Source organism: Kaistella solincola (genome assembly GCF_000812875.1).
In the GTDB taxonomy this organism is placed as follows: domain Bacteria; phylum Bacteroidota; class Bacteroidia; order Flavobacteriales; family Weeksellaceae; genus Kaistella; species Kaistella solincola.
Genome location: NZ_JSYK01000003.1, coordinates 406,811 through 423,724 on the forward strand (window position 1 = coordinate 406,811; position 16,914 = coordinate 423,724).

13 protein-coding genes are annotated in these 16,914 nt (G+C 39.4%); 10 read left to right on the top strand and 3 right to left on the bottom strand.

Features of this window, described 5'->3' with window-relative positions:
* Positions 1-75 precede the first annotated feature (75 nt).
* The 4 genes from dnaA to OA84_RS05965 all read left to right on the top strand — a co-directional run bounded on the left by dnaA (position 76) and on the right by OA84_RS05965 (position 3,257).
* Positions 76-1,530: a chromosomal replication initiator protein DnaA gene (gene dnaA / locus OA84_RS05950; RefSeq protein WP_039343776.1), complete on the top strand. Its 1,455-nt coding sequence runs from the start codon at positions 76-78 to the stop codon at positions 1,528-1,530.
* 81 nt (positions 1,531-1,611) lie between these two features.
* Positions 1,612-2,073: a low molecular weight protein-tyrosine-phosphatase gene (locus OA84_RS05955; protein WP_039343778.1), complete on the top strand. Its 462-nt coding sequence runs from the start codon at positions 1,612-1,614 to the stop codon at positions 2,071-2,073.
* Between the two features lie 34 nt (positions 2,074-2,107).
* Positions 2,108-2,806, top strand: a complete 699-nt coding sequence (locus OA84_RS05960; RefSeq protein ID WP_039343780.1) for an SAM-dependent methyltransferase — start codon at positions 2,108-2,110, stop codon at positions 2,804-2,806.
* 73 nt (positions 2,807-2,879) lie between these two features.
* Positions 2,880-3,257, top strand: coding sequence for a hypothetical protein (locus OA84_RS05965; protein WP_039343782.1), 378 nt, complete (start codon positions 2,880-2,882; stop codon positions 3,255-3,257).
* 40 nt (positions 3,258-3,297) lie between these two features.
* Here the strand turns inward: OA84_RS05965 and OA84_RS11200 are convergent, their stop codons facing one another.
* A complete protein-coding gene (locus tag OA84_RS11200) occupies positions 3,298-3,696 on the bottom strand; it encodes a hypothetical protein (RefSeq protein ID WP_156965042.1) in 399 nt (132 codons plus the stop codon).
* Between the two features lie 95 nt (positions 3,697-3,791).
* On the bottom strand, positions 3,792-4,265 hold the full coding sequence (locus OA84_RS05975; RefSeq protein WP_039343785.1) for an Mpo1 family 2-hydroxy fatty acid dioxygenase: 474 nt from the start codon (positions 4,263-4,265) through the stop codon (positions 3,792-3,794).
* Positions 4,266-4,370: 105 nt separating this feature from the next.
* Between OA84_RS05975 and OA84_RS05980 the strand changes: the two genes are divergently transcribed.
* On the top strand, positions 4,371-5,075 hold the full coding sequence (locus OA84_RS05980) for a class I SAM-dependent methyltransferase (protein ID WP_039343787.1): 705 nt from the start codon (positions 4,371-4,373) through the stop codon (positions 5,073-5,075).
* Positions 5,076-5,160: 85 nt separating this feature from the next.
* Here OA84_RS05980 and metG read toward each other — a convergent pair whose 3' ends face one another.
* Positions 5,161-7,194 carry a methionine--tRNA ligase gene (gene metG / locus OA84_RS05985; RefSeq protein WP_039343788.1) on the bottom strand — a complete coding sequence of 678 codons (2,034 nt, stop codon included), beginning with the start codon at positions 7,192-7,194 and terminating at the stop codon, positions 5,161-5,163.
* 347 nt (positions 7,195-7,541) lie between these two features.
* Between metG and OA84_RS05990 the strand changes: the two genes are divergently transcribed.
* The 5 genes from OA84_RS05990 (at position 7,542) to OA84_RS06010 (ending at position 16,773) form a co-directional block, all read left to right on the top strand.
* Positions 7,542-10,286 (top strand): SusC/RagA family TonB-linked outer membrane protein, encoded by a 2,745-nt coding sequence (locus OA84_RS05990; RefSeq protein ID WP_039343791.1) that lies wholly within the window; start codon positions 7,542-7,544, stop codon positions 10,284-10,286.
* Positions 10,287-10,298: 12 nt separating this feature from the next.
* Positions 10,299-11,861 carry a RagB/SusD family nutrient uptake outer membrane protein gene (locus tag OA84_RS05995; RefSeq protein ID WP_039343794.1) on the top strand — a complete coding sequence of 521 codons (1,563 nt, stop codon included), beginning with the start codon at positions 10,299-10,301 and terminating at the stop codon, positions 11,859-11,861.
* An 18-nt stretch (positions 11,862-11,879) separates the two neighbouring features.
* On the top strand, positions 11,880-13,016 hold the full coding sequence (locus tag OA84_RS06000; protein ID WP_039343798.1) for a SusE domain-containing protein: 1,137 nt from the start codon (positions 11,880-11,882) through the stop codon (positions 13,014-13,016).
* A gap of 23 nt (positions 13,017-13,039) precedes the next feature.
* The gene (locus OA84_RS11205; RefSeq protein ID WP_052252134.1) at positions 13,040-14,392 is read left to right on the top strand and encodes a SusE domain-containing protein; all 1,353 of its coding nucleotides are present in this window, start codon (positions 13,040-13,042) and stop codon (positions 14,390-14,392) included.
* 224 nt (positions 14,393-14,616) lie between these two features.
* The gene (locus OA84_RS06010; protein WP_039343799.1) at positions 14,617-16,773 is read left to right on the top strand and encodes a glycoside hydrolase family 97 protein; all 2,157 of its coding nucleotides are present in this window, start codon (positions 14,617-14,619) and stop codon (positions 16,771-16,773) included.
* Positions 16,774-16,914: the final 141 nt, after the last annotated feature.

A 16,914-nucleotide genomic window follows, 5' to 3' on the forward strand; every position in this document is an offset into this window, starting at 1 on the left:
TTTTTTGAATTTTAAAAATGAGATATTTGTCTTCCCACCAAATCTAACAACCGGAGGGAAAATTGCTTTAACAAAATGGACGAAAATTTAACACTTATTTGGGAAAAGTGTCTGCAGTTTATGAGGGACAACCTCAACGCTGCGGAGAATCATACCGACCTGAAAAAACTCGAGAGTTCTTTTGATTTACTGTTCGATAATATTCGACCTGTTTCGCTTGTTAGCAATAATCTTACCCTTTTGGTTCCGAGTGACTTTTACAAGGAATATATTGAAGATAATTATTTGTCTTTACTTTCTGCCGCGCTGAAAAAAAACATCGGAAAAGGCGTTAAATTATGGTATTCTGTCATGGAAAATAAACCAACGGGACAGGAAAAGGCCATTACTTTAAATGTTAAAGGAAAAAGTGTTTCCACACCCAAAATGCAGGAAACTTTGCCGCCATCATTTTCAGCGAACCTGATTAATCCGTTTGTGGTTCCGGGAATGAAAAAAATCAACATCGATTCCAACCTGAAAGCTGATTTTTCTTTCGATAATTATGTGGAAGGTGAAAGCAATAAATTTGCATCTACCGTTGCAAAATCTATTGCAAAAAGACCCGGCGCAACCGCTTTCAATCCGCTGTTTTTATACGGTGGTTACGGTGTTGGAAAAACGCATCTGGGCCACGCAGTTGGTTTGGAAGTAAAAAATGCGTACCCTGAAAAAGTGGTATTGTATCTCTCTTCGGAGAAATTTATCCAGCAATTTGTGTCTGCGGCGAAAGCGCATAAGCAAACAGAATTTGCGAATTTCTACCAAATGGTTGATGTATTAATTATTGATGATATCCAGTTTCTATCCGGTAAAAAATCTACACAAGACAGCTTTTTCCATATTTTCGATTATTTACATCAAAATGGAAAGCAAATTATATTAACTTCCGACAAGGCGCCGGTTGATATTTTAGACATCCAGGACCGAATTGTTTCCCGTTTCAAATGGGGACTTTCTGCGGAAATAAAATCTCCGGATTTCGATACGCGCAGAAAAATTATTGTTGATAAGTTAAGCCGTGACGGAATTGTGCTCACCGAAGATATGTTGGATTATTTAGCATCTGAAGTGAAAACAAATGTGCGTGAACTGATCGGCGTGATCAATTCAGTGATTGCGTATTCGACAATCTACAAGTCAGATTTATCATTGGAACTTCTAAAAGAGACCATCAGTAAAATAGCAGCAAACCAGAAGAAAGTCATCAATATTCCTTATATTCAGGAAGTTGTGTGCGAATATTTCGGTATTCAGCGAGAGCAGCTTCTGTCTAAAACCCGAAAAAGAGAAATTGCTTTGCCGCGACAGTTGGCGATGTATTTTGCTAAAGAATTCACCAACGCAACCTTCAACAAAATCGGTGAAGAAATGGGCGGAAAAGACCATTCAACCGTCATGTATGCGTGCGACACAATTAAAGATGTTTCGAAAATTGATAAAGAAGTTAAAAAATACGTTAAGGAATTAACGGAAAAAATCAAACAGTAAATTGGTTTTTAAATGTAGCATAACAAAGGGATTTTTTAAAATTCCTTTTTTTATTTGTATTTTGTCATTAATAATTATAATATGAAAATTTTAATGGTTTGCCTTGGAAATATTTGCAGAAGCCCACTGGCTGAAGGAATTTTACAGGCTAAATTACACGGGGATTTTACGGTAGATTCCGCTGGAACAATTGATATGCATGAAGGCGAAATGCCGGATTACCGCTCAATTGAGATTGCAGATAAATACAATATTGATATTTCTAACCAGAAATCGCGGCCATTCACCACGGAAGATTTTGAAACGTACGACCATATTTTCTGCATGGACCGAAACAATCTGGCGGATGTTCTAGCTTTAGCAAAAACAGACGATCAGCGTGAAAAAGTTTCGCTGCTTGCTGAAAACCTTGAAGTCCCGGATCCGTATTGGGGTGATATGAAAGATTTTGATGAGGTTTTTCAGCTTCTAGAAAACGCTTGCGAGAAAATTGCGAAAGATTTAAAAATCAAAAAAAAGGGCAAAAAAGCGGCAAATTTTTAAAATTTACTGCGCATTAATTTAATTATCAAAAAATATGCTTTTCCTAATTCCGGCTTATTTATCAGAAAATTCACCGCTCGATTATTTTGCGCCCGCGGTGAAAGAATATATTTTGAAAACGGATTATTTTTTTGTAGAAAATGAAAAAACTGCCCGAAAAGTGGTCAAATTTTTTGCACCGGAAAAAAAGCAGGCAAACTTAAAATTATTTCTGCTGGACAAAAACACCGAACGAAAAGATCTGCAGGAAGCGCAGATGTTGATGAAAAAAGGTCAAGATTTTGGTTTGCTTTCGGAAGCTGGTTTGCCGTGTCTAGCCGATCCGGGAAATGTAATGGTGCAATGGTGTCACGAAAATAACGTGAAAGTAGTTCCGATAAACGGACCGTCATCAATTGTTATGGCGCTGATTTCCAGTGGATTTAACGGTCAGGAATTTACCTTTAACGGTTATTTACCAATCGATAAATCCGAAAAAAAATCTCAAATAAAACGGCTGGAAAGTCAGGTAAACCAAACAGGTTTTACTCAGATTTTTATGGAAACGCCGTACCGCAATAACCAGCTTTTCGACGATTTGTGCAAGTTTCTAGCACCTGCTACAAAACTCTGTATCGCGGCAAATGTAAACGATCCGGAAGCTGAATTCATCCGTACTTTAACCATCAAAGAGTGGCAAAAAAACAAACCGGAGCTTCATAAAATCCCGGCGGTTTTCGTGCTTGGAAAATAACCTTGCAGACAATTAACAAGCATTAACAGCTAATTAGCACCATTGTTGTTACACATTGCGAAAATAAATTATTATGTCAGAAAGAAGATTAGCAGGGATCTGGATGGATACTCAAAACGCAATTGTTGTAAAAAACCACGACATTGAAAGTGCTTACAAGTTTTTTCTATGCGATCCGGTGAAAAGAGACGTTCAGGGCGGCAACTCGAGCGAGAAAAATGCAAATAATGTTGAGCAGACGAATACAATGAAGTTTTTTAAGCAACTTGAAAGTTTAATTACCAACACCGAAGAGCTTTATTTAACCGGAACGGGTGATATTCAGGAGCAATTTAAGCATCATTTAGCAGACACTGCACAGTTTAAAAACTTAAAAGTTACACTTGATACTGCGCAGCAAATGAGTCCGGAACAGGTTCTGGAAACCGTGAAAAAGCATTTCGGCGAATAAGTTAAACGAAAAGTAAAAGGTTAGAATTTCTGACCTTTTTTTATTTTTTGTAGTGGTAAGAATAACCATCAGCAACGTCGTCTGCCAAATACATGTTGGTATCCGTAATTTCGGAAACGATGTAATCGTGGTAATTAACCAGTCTTAAAAACTGTTTTTCGCGGTGATCGGTATCGGTAATATCATCCTCCAAACGGTAAGTTCCTTCTTTCACAACTTTTCCGTTTTCGGTAACGGAATACAGATAATTTTCCGTGAGCGTTAACGTACGCGCAATTCCAGTGTTTTCTGGTGTGGATTTTTCGTTGGAAATTCCACCAGTAGTAGAAACCCATTCCCAAACGCCGATATATTTTGCATTTTCCGCCTCATCCTCGCGCGTGCCGCACGATACACAAAGGAAAAACAAAAGCATAAAAATTCCCGCCTTTTTTGCCATTTTTTTTGGTTTTAATTTATCGTTCAAATTTAAGTCTTTTAAAAAAAGCTTCAGTCATTTTTACAACTGTTAAAAATCAAAGCTGATTCAAGTCATTAATATTTCAAATGAAATTTTTTCAAAACAAAGTGCAGAAGCCAAATCGGCCCGACGAGCAGGAACTGTAAATCTTTCAAAAAGCTCGGCTTTTTACCCTCGATTTTATGGGCGTAAAACTGACCGATCCAGGAAAGTACGAAAATCGCCAAATAAATCATCCAGGAATTTTCGCCGAAAGTAATGTTGATGAAATAAATGAAATGTTCGAACAGCAGCATAATTAAAATCATGAGCAAAGCGATGCGCCAGGACAGCCGGAAGTAAAATATGGAAACTAAAAATATTGCGACAAGCGACACAATGCTGATGGCGCCGAAATGTCTGAGAAAAAAATGCGGCGAAGGAATTATCGAAAAAAAGCCCAATATTGCCCAGAAAATCAGCGGTACACAAATCCAATGAATAATTTTATTGGTTTGGTTTTGATGGCTTTGCGCGTATTCCGCAAACAGAAGATCAATTTTTCTCATGGTTTTTGCTAAATTTTTCTCAAACTAAAATACACATATTTGCTGAAAATTTCCGGTTTCCAAAGCTTTTAATATTTGCTTAATTTTGGCGAAATTTAAAACGAGATGAAAGATTTAATGGGCCAGGCGATTTGGGATTTTTACCACAATCAAAATCCCGAAAATATACTCACTGAGACGTCAATTTCTGAAATTGATGATTTGCCGGTCGAGTATCTTTTCCGCGATTTTGAAGAGATGAATGACATCGAACAGAAAGCGCTTGAGCTCGCACGCGGAAAAGTTCTGGATATTGGTGCCGGCGCCGGCTCGCATAGTTTGTATCTTCAAAATATTAAAAAATTGCCCGTTTTAGCCCTGGATTTTTCACCAAAGTCGGTAGAAGTTTCAAAGCTCCGCGGCGTACAAAATGCGGTTTGTGCTGATATTCTGGAATTTTCGGAAGGAACGTTCGACACGATTTTATTGCTGATGAACGGCACTGGAATTTTTCAGAGCTTAGAAAAAATCGATCTTTACCTCGAAAAATTGTCATCTTTACTTAACGAAAGCGGACAAATTTTAATTGACAGCACCGACATCATTTATATGTACGACCGCGATGACGAAGGCGGCGTGATGGTGCCGGCGGGGCATTATTACGGCGAAGTCGATTATTTTATGCATTACAAACTGGATACTGAAAAACCGATGAAATGGCTTTATCTGGATTTCGAAACCTTTGAAAGAGCTGCAAAAAACAACGGTTTTAACATCGAAAAAATATTGCAGGAAGATGATTCTTACTTAGCAAGAATGACAAAAAAATAGAAGACGTTTCGAAAAAAAACAGTAAAAAAGCCACGAATTTTTCATTCGTGGCTTTTGTATATAGAACTTTTGCTGATTGTTTTTTTTATCCGATTTCTACGCCGTTTTCAACTTTTATTTCAGGTGTTACAAAAACCAGTTTTCCTTCGGAATTGTTGGTTAAAAGTAACATTCCCTGAGATTCGATGCCACGGATTTTTCGCGGTGCAAGATTTAACAAAATCATCACTTGTTTACCAATACACTCTTCCGGAGTGAAACTTTCGGCAACGCCGGATACTACAGTTCTTACGTCAACTCCGGTGTCTACGGAAAACTTCAATAATTTATCTGCTTTTTCTACTTTTTCTGCGGTTAAAACTGTGGCAGTTCTAAGGTCGATTTTTGTAAAATCATCAAACTGAATTTCGTCTTTCATCGGGTTAGCTTTGGGGTTGGTTTTCTTATTGGATTCTTTCGTGTTTTCTAATTTCTGAATCTGAAATTCTATCGTTTCATCTTCGATTTTAGAAAATAAGAGTTCTGCCGGATTTAGCTGATGACCGGTTTTTAACAGCACTTTTTGGTTTTCAATTTCCTGCCAATTTATTTGCGGCATATTGAACATTTTTTGCAGTTTTTCCGCGCTAAATGGTAAAAATGGCTCGCAGATCTGTGCTAAACCTGCCGCGATTTGCGCGGCAACAAATAACGAATTTGCCGCTTTTTCCTGGTTGTCTTTGATGGTTTTCCACGGTTCTTCAATCTGTAAATACTGGTTTCCGAAACGTGCTAAACTCATCATCGAAGCCAAAGCATTTCGGAATTCAAAATTTTCCAGGAAAGTTTCTACTTCGGTCGCGGCTTTGCTGATTTCGTTAAGTTCTACAGCATTTTCATCACCTGCAGGTACAATTCCGTTGTAATATTTATGAATTAAAACCGCAACGCGGTTGATGAAATTTCCAAAAATACCTACCAATTCGGAGTTATTTTTTGTCTGGAAATCCTTCCATGTGAAATTGTTGTCTTTGGTTTCCGGCGCCGAAGAAAGCAAAGCGTAACGCAAAACATCCTGCTGTCCCGGAAATTCTTCCACATATTCGTGTGCCCAAACCGCCCAGTTTCGGGAAGTTGAAATCTTGTCGTTTTCTAAATTTAAAAATTCAAAAGCCGGTACATTTGTCGGCATTTTATAATCCCCGTGCGCTTTCATCATCGCCGGAAAAATAATGCAGTGGAACACAATATTGTCTTTACCGATGAAATGAATCAAATCTGAATCATCACTTTGCCAGAAATCTTTCCAGTTTTTGCCGGTTTTTTCTGCCCATTCCTGGGTAAAAGAAATATAACCAATCGGTGCATCAAACCAAACGTAAAGCACTTTACCATCTGCGTTTGGAAGCGGAACGGGCACGCCCCAGTTCAGGTCGCGGGTCATGGCGCGTGGTTTCAATCCATCGGTTAACCAGGATTTAACCTGTCCGTAAACATTGGGTTTCCAGTCGTTTTTATGACCTTCGATAATCCATTCATTCAGAAAATCTTCGTAATCATTTAAAGGAAGGTACCAGTTTCTGGTTTCCTTTAAAATGGGAACATTTCCGCTTAACATGGATTTTGGATTGATCAGCTCCGAAGGTGAAAGGGTAGAGCCACATTTTTCGCACTGGTCGCCGTAGGCATTTTCGTTTCCGCAATTCGGGCAGGTTCCTACGATGTAGCGGTCGGCAAGGAATTCGTTGGCCTGCTCATCGAAATATTGTTCCGAAGTTTCTTCTAAAAATTTATCCTTATTATATAGCGTAGTGAAAAAATCCTGACTCACCTGCTTATGTTTCGGCGAAGTGGTGCGGGAATATTCATCAAATGAAATTCCTAAATTCGAAAATGATTTTTTGATGATTTCGTGATATTTATCGACAATATCCTGCGGTGTAACGCCTTCTTTTTTCGCCCGGATGGTAATGGGAATCCCGTGTTCATCGGAACCACAAATAAAAGCAACGTCTTTTCCCAGTCTTCTGTTAAATCTGGCGTAAACATCGGCCGGAATATAAACGCCGGCGAGGTGCCCAATATGCACCGGGCCGTTGGCGTAGGGCAGCGCAGCCGTAATCATCTTTCTATCTGACATAATCTTCGGTCTAAATTTCTGCAAAGATAAGTGTTATGCCAGGGATTTGAAAAATATGCAGCTAAAATCTGAGATTTTTAAAAATAGGCCGTTTTAGCCGCTAAAATTGCTAAACGTCTGTTTGATTTTATGTTAATTTTGGAGAAAATTGTAGCGTTCCGTTATATTCACAAATGAGTGGTTTTTATGTGTTTACGGTTTGTGTAGAAATAAGCTTGATGATTCTTATCAGCAATAATTAACAATTTGCATTAATTATTTATGATATCTCAAAAAAAAGCTAAATTGCATCGCTCCTTTAAGAGGACAATGTGAATTTTTGATTATAAACCTCAAATTTTATTTTCGTGAGAAACTATACTAAAGTTTTAAAAATTGCTCCCGCTTTTTTATTGGCCGGATCAATATTGCAGGCACAGACTACCGATAGTGTAAAAACTGCTGAGATCGAGCAGGTAGTGCTGATTGGTTACGGTAAGCAGAAGAAAGAAGATCTTACGGGATCCATAGCTTCTATTACTTCCAAGGATTTTAACCCAGGTTCTACATCTGCCGATCAACTGATCCAAGGTAAAGCGCCGGGTGTGACTGTAACAGGGAACGGTGGTAATCCGGGTTCTGGTGCGACCATTCGAATTCGAGGTGGTGCGTCTTTAACAGCAAGTAACGATCCATTAATCGTAATTGATGGCATCCCAATGGATTTCAGTGGGGTTAGTGGGGCGTCCAACGCGCTGGCTTTAATCAACCCGAATGATATTGAGTCATTTGACGTTTTAAAAGATGCTTCCGCAGCAGCAATCTATGGTAACAGAGCTTCCAATGGTGTTATCCTTATCACCACGAAGAGAGGTTCTGCAGGTAGAGTGAAAGTGAACTTTTCTACGACAGGTTCGGTTTCTACGAAAATGGGAAATCAGGATGTACTTACCGCGAACCAGTTTCGTGCTTTCGTACAGGAAAATGCTTCCCAGGGTTATATTGATAAATTAGGAAGTGCTAATACCAACTGGCAAGACCTTATTTATCAGGAAGCGTGGGGAACGGACAACAACGTGGCGATTTCCGGAGGAATTAAAAAATTACCGTACCGTTTGTCATTAGGTTACACCGAACAGAACGGTATCGTACGTACTAATGAATTCCGAAGAACTTCTGCATCATTAAACCTGACGCCGAAATTTTTTGACAATCATTTAAGTGTAACTGCGAACTTAAAAGGTTCCATGACAGAAAACCGTTTTCCTGCGGGTGTAATTGGAGCAGCACAGTTCTTTGATCCAACGCAGCCAGTTTATGACTACACTGCACAAGGTGATAAAGTGAACAATTATTGGGAATGGTTCTTAAATCCGGACAATGTGAACGTGAACGCAACCAGAAACCCCCTGGCTTCATTATATGGCAGACGTGACGTTTCTACTGTTTTCCGCGGTATCGGTAACTTACATTTAGATTATAAACTGCACTTCCTTCCAGACTTGCACTTAAATGTAATCGGTGGTTATGATCACCAGAAAGGAAACGGCGCCGTTACACAGTATCCTGGTTATGCCGGAATGTTGGCATCTGGAGATGTAAGTACAAGAAACGAGTACACCCAGGAAAAAACCAATAAATTATTGGAAACTTATTTGAATTACGTAAAAATGCTTACGCCAATCAATACCCAGATTGATTTATTGGCAGGATATTCTTACCAGGAGTTTCATAATAAAGTTCCTTCCAGTACTACTGTTTACGGAAATCCGGATCGTATTTCCACTCCAAGCAACGCTTACGAAAGCAATTTGGTTTTATTAGGTTTCTATGGTAGAGGTATTTTCTCAATCGCAGATAAATATATCCTGACAGGATCAGTAAGAAGAGATGCTTCTTCCAGATTCTATAACGGTGTTGATTTGAAAAACAATTGGGGAACGTTCTACGCAGCTTCCGGAGCATGGAAAATCATTAATGAGGATTTCTTAAAAGACTCTAACGTTTTTTCTGATTTAAAACTTCGCGCAGGTTGGGGTGAAACAGGACAGCAGGAAGTAGGTGGACCGTATAATTCATTTGCATCTTACAACGTTTCTGAACCTACGGCGCAATACGGTTTTGGTGACCAGTTTTATTTCATGTACCGACCAACTCAGTACAACCCGAATTTAACATGGGAAACTACTGAAACTATTAACGCAGGTTTGGATTTTGGCTTCTGGAATAACAGAATTTCCGGATCATTTGATTGGTTTAAGAAAAACACCAAAGACCTTTTAGCACAAGTTCAGGTACCAGCAGGTGAATTCAGCAATAAAAACATCAAAAACATCGGTGAGATGGAAACTGATGGTCTTGAATTCCTAATCAACGTAACTCCTATCAAAAATGAAAATACCCGATGGGATTTCAGTTTCAATGTTGCGCATTACAACCCGAAAGTAACTAGCTTTAATGATGTTGCAGAAGGTTACGTAATTCAGCAAGGTGGAATTTCCGGTGGTGTTGGTAATACCGTTCAGGCGCACAGCGTAGGTTACACGCCTTTCAGCTTCTACGTATTCCAGCAGACCTACGATAACAACGGAAAACCTTTAGAAGGTGTGTATGTTGACCGAAACGGCGATGGAAAAATCACCGCTTCAGGCGACAAATATTTTTACCAGTCTACAACTCCTGATGCTACATTCGGTTTCTCTACAAAATTTGCCTATAAAAACTGGGATTTTTCCACAGCTTTACGCGCGGTTTTAGGAAACTATGTGTATAACAACTTTGCGTCACAGTCAAATGTTCAAAGTATTGCGACCAATGACTACTTACAGAATGTTTCTACGACAACTGTAGATTACGGTTTCGGAACGCCACAGTACTGGAGCGATGCTTTTGTAGAAGATGCTTCATTCTTGAGAATGGATAACCTTACTTTAGGTTACAACTTCGGTTCTGTTTTCGGGCAAAACAGCAATCTTAGAGTGTATGGTATGGCGCAGAATGTATTTGTAGTTACAGATTATTCAGGTGTTGATCCGGAAATTTTTGGAAATATTGATAACGGCTTTTATCAAAGACCAAAAGTATATTCATTAGGATTAAACTTTCAATTTTAATAATTAAGAAAAATGAAAAATTTCAGTTTAAAAAATATTTCTATAGCGTTAGCTATTTTTGGAGCATCGTTTACGGTGAGCTCCTGTATAGATGACTTAAGACAGGAGCCGATTACGGAAGTTACTGCAGCAAGTCTCTACAAAAACTTTGATAATTACAAAGGACTTTTGGCAAAACTTTACGGTGGTTTAGCTGTGGGTGGTCAGTCTGGTGGTGATGGAAACGGTGATATCGCTGATATTGATGGCGGTTTCTCAAACTACATGCGATTGCTTTATATTATGCAAACAATTACTACTGATGAAGCGGTAATCGGTTGGAATGACGGTACTTTACATGAATTCCACAAAATGATCTGGACTCCAACGAATGAGTTTAATAATGCAATGTATTATAGACTTTACACGGAAATCGCTTTCACAAACGAGTTTATAAAAAATACAACTGATGAAATGCTTAGTCAAAACGGTATTTCCGGTGCTAACTTGGATGAAGCAAAAGCAATGAGAGCTGAAGCAAGATTCCTGCGTGCACAGTCTTATTATCACTTGCTAGACCTTTACGGAAATGTACCTTTTGTTGACGAGACAACTTTTGGCACTTTACCAACGCAGATGTCAAGAAAAGATCTTTTCGCTTATGTTGAAAAAGAATTAAAAGCTGCTGAAGAAGATTTAAAAGCTCCAAAAGCAAACGAATACGGCCGTCTTGATAAAGCAGCTGCTTGGACTTTGCTTGCAAGACTTTACCTGAACGCGAAAGTGTACACAGGAACTGAAAGAAATGCTGAGGTAATTACTTACACAGAAAAAGTAATTAATGCAGGATATAAATTGAATGACAAATACGCAAACTTATTTTTAGCGGATAATAATGTAAATAACCCGGAAAATATTTTTTCAGTCGTATATGACGGTTTAAAAACACAAACCAACGGTGGAACGACATTTATGGTTCACGCTGCGGTAGGTGGAACTATGAAACCTGCTGATTTTGGGATCAACGGCGGTTGGGGCGGTCTTAGAACGACTAAAGCTTTCGTTCAGAAATTTGAAGCAAGTGATCTTAGAGGCCGTTTTTATACAGATGGTCAGTCATTGGAAATCAATGATTTAGGAAGCTTTAATGACGGTTATGCTTTCATTAAATACAAAAACATCAAAAGCACTGGTGCTGCGGGTGCTCACGATAATTGGGTAGAAGCTGATTTATCACTTTACCGTTTAGCAGACGTTTATTTGATGTATGCTGAAGCAGTTTTAAGAGGCGGTGGCGGTAACATGGCAACAGCCGTTTCTTATGTAAATGCGCTTCGTAAAAGAGCAAATGCATCTCCGGTAACTTTCATCGATCTGAACTTTATCTTAGATGAAAGATCACGTGAACTATCTTGGGAAAACACACGCAGAACCGACCTTATCAGATTTGGTAAATTTACCTCAGCTGCTTATTTGTGGCCTTGGAAAGGTAATGCTAAAGACGGTATTGCAGTAGGTGAATACCGTAACCTGTTCCCAATCCCGAACAACGATTTGGTGGTTAACCCGAACTTGGTTCAAAACCCTGGTTATTAATATTATAATTTAGAAACAATGAAAAATAATATCTTCAAAAATATTTTTTTAGCACTGATGGTGATCTTAGGTCTGGCTTCTTGTCAGGACCGGGATATCATTACCATCGACAATAGTACGTCGGCTACAGTGATGGATCTTTCTACAAGCAGTTTGTTCCTGGATAAAAACTTCCCGGCAAACCCGGCACTTACAGTTACCTGGAAACCGGCTTCGTACACTGTACCGACAGAAATCAGCTATAAAATTGAAGCGTCTGCAGATGATAAGTTTACAAAACCTGTAACTTTAGCTACGGTAGCAAGTTCCGAGAGATCTGCTACATTTACTACACTTCAGATGAACGATGCTTCGGCGGCACTGGGTTTTAAACCAAGTGAAGAAGCAAACATGTTTATGCGTGTTATTTCATACGTAGGATCAGCAGAATCTTTAGCTACAGTTTCAAATGTAACTTCGCTGAAAATTACACCATATGTATTAACTTACCCAAGCTTTTATATCGTTGGTGCAGCTTCTTATGTAGGTTGGACACCAGAAAAAGCACAGGTTTTACACAAAAGCGATAATCTGTCTTACATCTATACTTACCTGCAAGGTGGAGAGAAATTTAGGTTCTTAGGACAATTGGCTTGGGACGGTAAAAACTACGCGTTGAATACTGCGGCTACAAAAGCATCCAACCAATATTTCAACCAGTGGAGCAGCAACCTTTCAGTTCCGGCAGATGATGATGAAAATATCCAGTTTACCGGCGATACAGGAATCTACAAAATTGTAATCAACGCATCTCAAGGCGTTCAGACAATTGATGTAAAACCATCAGCAATTCCAGCTTTTGACTTCCCAGAACTTTATCTGGTAGGTAACATCGCTGGAAATGGTTGGAAACCTGAAAGTGCTGTAGCAATGACTACGGTAGGAGACGGAGTATACGAATACACCACCACACTTGGTGCTGATACTGAATTTAAAATTTTAGGTCAGCAATCTTGGGGTGATTTTGATTGGGGTAATATTTCCGGTGACGGAAATACAGGTTTCCTCGGTCCAAAAGGTGACAATGGAAACATTAAATTCGTAGGTGATGGCGGTTCTTATAAAATTACTGTGAACCTAAAAGCAGGAATCTATACCATCGTGAAGCTTTCTTAAAATCAAATTTTAATTAAACAAAAATGAAAAATATTTTAAAATTATTAAGCCTGCTTCTCCTGCCTTTACTTTTGGTAAATGCGTGTAGAGAAGATGCGGACCGCAACTGGACCTCGCCAGAGCCGTCTTTCAAATTACATGACACCACTTTGGGCAGCAACGTTCTTTACCCAACTATGGAAAACAATCCATTTGTTTTAAGCTGGGACGATGCAGTTTCCGGAAGTGGATCTTATACCGTTTATCTTTCTTCAACAGCAGATTTTAAAACTAAAGTTGAGCTTGGTAAATCAGAAACCAATACTTTAAAATCAAGCATCGGTGCTTTAAACAAAGCGATGTTAAAAGCAGGTTTAAACCCATATTCTTCGCAAACAGCTTATCTGCGTGTTGAAAGAGGTACTGAGGTTTCAAACGCTGTTTCTTTCGCGGTAACTACTTATCCTGCAGACGGCCCGATGATTACCAATCCGGCTGCTGGCTCAACTTTGGTTTTGGATGAAACCAAAGCTACTGAAACTGCAACTACCATTAAATGGAACGATTACACCAACTATGGCGTAAAAGTGACTTACCTGGTAGAAATGGCCGGAGCTGATTCTGACGTTTTCTTCCCGTTGGGAACAGTAGAAAATGTTAAAGAATTGCCACTTACGACACTTGCCCTTGATCAGGCAGTATTAAAAGCAGGTGGGACTGCAAATGTTGCCAGTGATGTGAAAATCCGCGTAACTGCAACTTCGTCTTCACTTGGTGGTACCATCGTAAAAACTTCCGATGTGGTTACTTTTAAAGTTACACCTTATCAGCTTGAATCATTTATGTACGTGCCGGGCGCTTATCAGGGATGGAATCCGGAAACTGCTGCAACAGTTCGCTCTGCAACCAGCAACGGAATTTATGTAGGTTACATCAATTTTACTTCTCCGAACTCCGCGTTTAAGATTACACCGGAAAGAAACTGGACAAACAGTTACGGTTCTACAGGCGGAAACAACCTTACATATAATGGTGGAGGTGATTTAGTAGCACCAAACGTCGGCTGGCAAAAACTTACTGTTAACCTAACTGAAATGACTTACGACTTAACTCCTTATTCTTGGGGAATTATTGGAAGCGCAAGTCCTGGAGGTTGGGATAATGACACCGATATGGTTTTCAACAGCACCACTCAGAAATGGGAAATTGAAAGCATCGCACTTACAGTAGGTGAAATCAAATTCAGATTGAACAACGCTTGGGAAACCAACTACGGAGACAATGGAAATGACGGAACCCTGGAAAATGGTGGCGCCAACATTCCAATTACGGAAGCAGGTTATTACAAAATTACTTTCGACGAAGAAAACCAGGTGTGGACCAAAACAAAATTGTAAAAATTCACCCTTTTTAACCGAAAAAAAACTGTTGCTTTTGCAGCAGTTTTTTTTTATGTTTTTAAAAGATAAAGGAGCCCGAAATAATTGGCTGTTCCTAACATTTTCTCTAAATTTATTGATTCGTAAAATCATTTTGAAATCGCCAATATTAAACCTCTAACAAGCAAAAATAAATCCCGACAGGCGATTCCATAAGTCCATAAAAAAGATAGTAACTTCTTATGAAAAATATTAAAATCTCCGCATTTTTTCTTTTGCTGGGAACACTTAGCCTCAATGCACAATCGCTAAAATCACCGGACGGAAAGTTCGAAATGAATTTCCAACTGAAAGCCGGCGTGCCATATTATGATTTAAAATACGAAGGCAAAACCGTAGTCGAAGATTCAAAATTAGGTTTAAGACTCTTGCGCGATGGAGACATCCAGTTTGCCTCAGAAATAGAGAGTAAGGATCAAAAAGGAAAAAATTTAGACGCTGGTTTTACCAAAACAGCTGAAAAATTCGATACCAAAAATGAATATTGGGATCCGATTATGGGCGAAAAAAAGTCCTACCTCAATCATTATAATGAGCTCGCGGTGACTTTAAACCAGGCTGAAAACGACCGATATATTGTCGTAAAATTCCGATTATTCAATGACGGTTTAGGATTTAGATATGAATTCCCGCAGCAGAAAAATCTGAATTATTTCATTATCAAAGAAGAAGATTCCGAGATCGATCTGCCATATGATATGAAAGCCTGGTGGCTCGCCGGAGATTATGATTCCCAGGAATATCAGACGCAAACCACCAATTTATCCGAAATTCCGGCGAAATGGCCAACTTCTTATGACGGAAATGCATCGCAAACTTTAATTAAAAATGCGGTTCAGACGCCTTTAATGCTGAAAAAAGAAGGAAAGGAAAAACTGTATATAAATATTGCGGAAGCAGCTGTTATCAATTATCCCGCTTCCAACCTGGAATTGGACGCGGATAATTTTAAATTCAAAACACATCTTACACCGGACGCACAAGGTGCAAAAGGGTATATCCAGACTCCGGCGGTTTCACCGTGGCGAACCATCATTGTTTCACCAAAAGCGGAAGAAGTTTTAGCTTCCAAAATGCTTTTTAACCTCAATGAACCTACGGAATACAAAGACACCTCTTACATCAAACCCACAAAATATATGGGTGTTTGGTGGGAAATGATTATCGGCAAATCGCAATGGGCTTATTCAACTGCGAATAATGTTCACATCGGTAAAACCGACTTTACCAAGTTAACTCCGAACGGAAACCACGCCGCAAACAATACAAATGTCAAAGAATATATCGATTTTGCTTCTGCAAACGGTTTTGATGCTTTGTTGATTGAAGGCTGGAACACCGGCTGGGAAGATTGGTTTGGTCACAGCAAAGAATTTGTTTTTGATTTCATCACGCCATATCCCGATTTCGATATTAAAATGCTCAACGATTACGCGCATTCAAAAAATATCAGATTGATGATGCACCACGAAACTTCGGGTTCTGCTACGAATTACGAAAGATGGGCAGACGAAGCGTTCAAATTGATGAATAAATATGGCTACGAATCCGTAAAGACCGGCTATGTCGGCAATATTATTCCGCGCGGCGAGCATCATTATTCACAATGGACGATCAATCATTACCGCAGAATTGCCGAAAAAGCAAACGATTACAAAATCATGGTCAATTCACACGAATCGGTGCGTCCGTCGGGTCTCAGCAGAACTTACCCGAACTGGATCGCGGCAGAAGCTGCGCGCGGAACAGAATTCGAAGCTTTTGGCGGAAATAATCCGGATCACCAGACGATTTTACCATTCACAAGATTTATCGGCGGACCAATGGACTACACGCCAGGAATTTTCCAAACCAAGCTTGATTATTATTTTCCCGGCGACACCCGATTCGTGAAAACAACTTTGGCAAAACAGCTTGCGCTCTATGTCGTGATGTATTCACCATTACAGATGGCGGCAGATTTACCGGAAAATTACGCGAAACATATGGACGCTTTTCAGTTCATCAAAGATGTCGCGGTGGACTGGGATGACACCAAAATTTTAGCCGCTGAACCGGGAGATTTTATCCATACAGCCAGAAAAGCAAAAGGAAAAGACGAGTGGTACGTAGGCGGAATTACCGACGAAAACGCGCGCAATTTCACCGTAGATTTTTCTTTCCTTCCGAAAGGTAAAAAATACGAAGCCACCGTGTATCAGGACGGTGCTACGGCAGATTACATCAACAATCCGCAGTCTTATAAAATTTACAAAAAAACCGTAACCAGCAAAACCAAAATCCCTGTAAAACTTGCGCGCAGTGGAGGCTATGCGATTTCGGTAAAACCAAAAAATTAGTGCTTTTAAGCCCGAAAATTTCAGTTCCTGAAAATCTCAAAAATTAGCCGCTATTCGGGTGTTTTTTTTGATTTTGCCGAAATGCAACATCAGCTTTTTCAGGAGCTTTTTCCCGCTTTCCGCTGTATCTTTTGCTCCGCT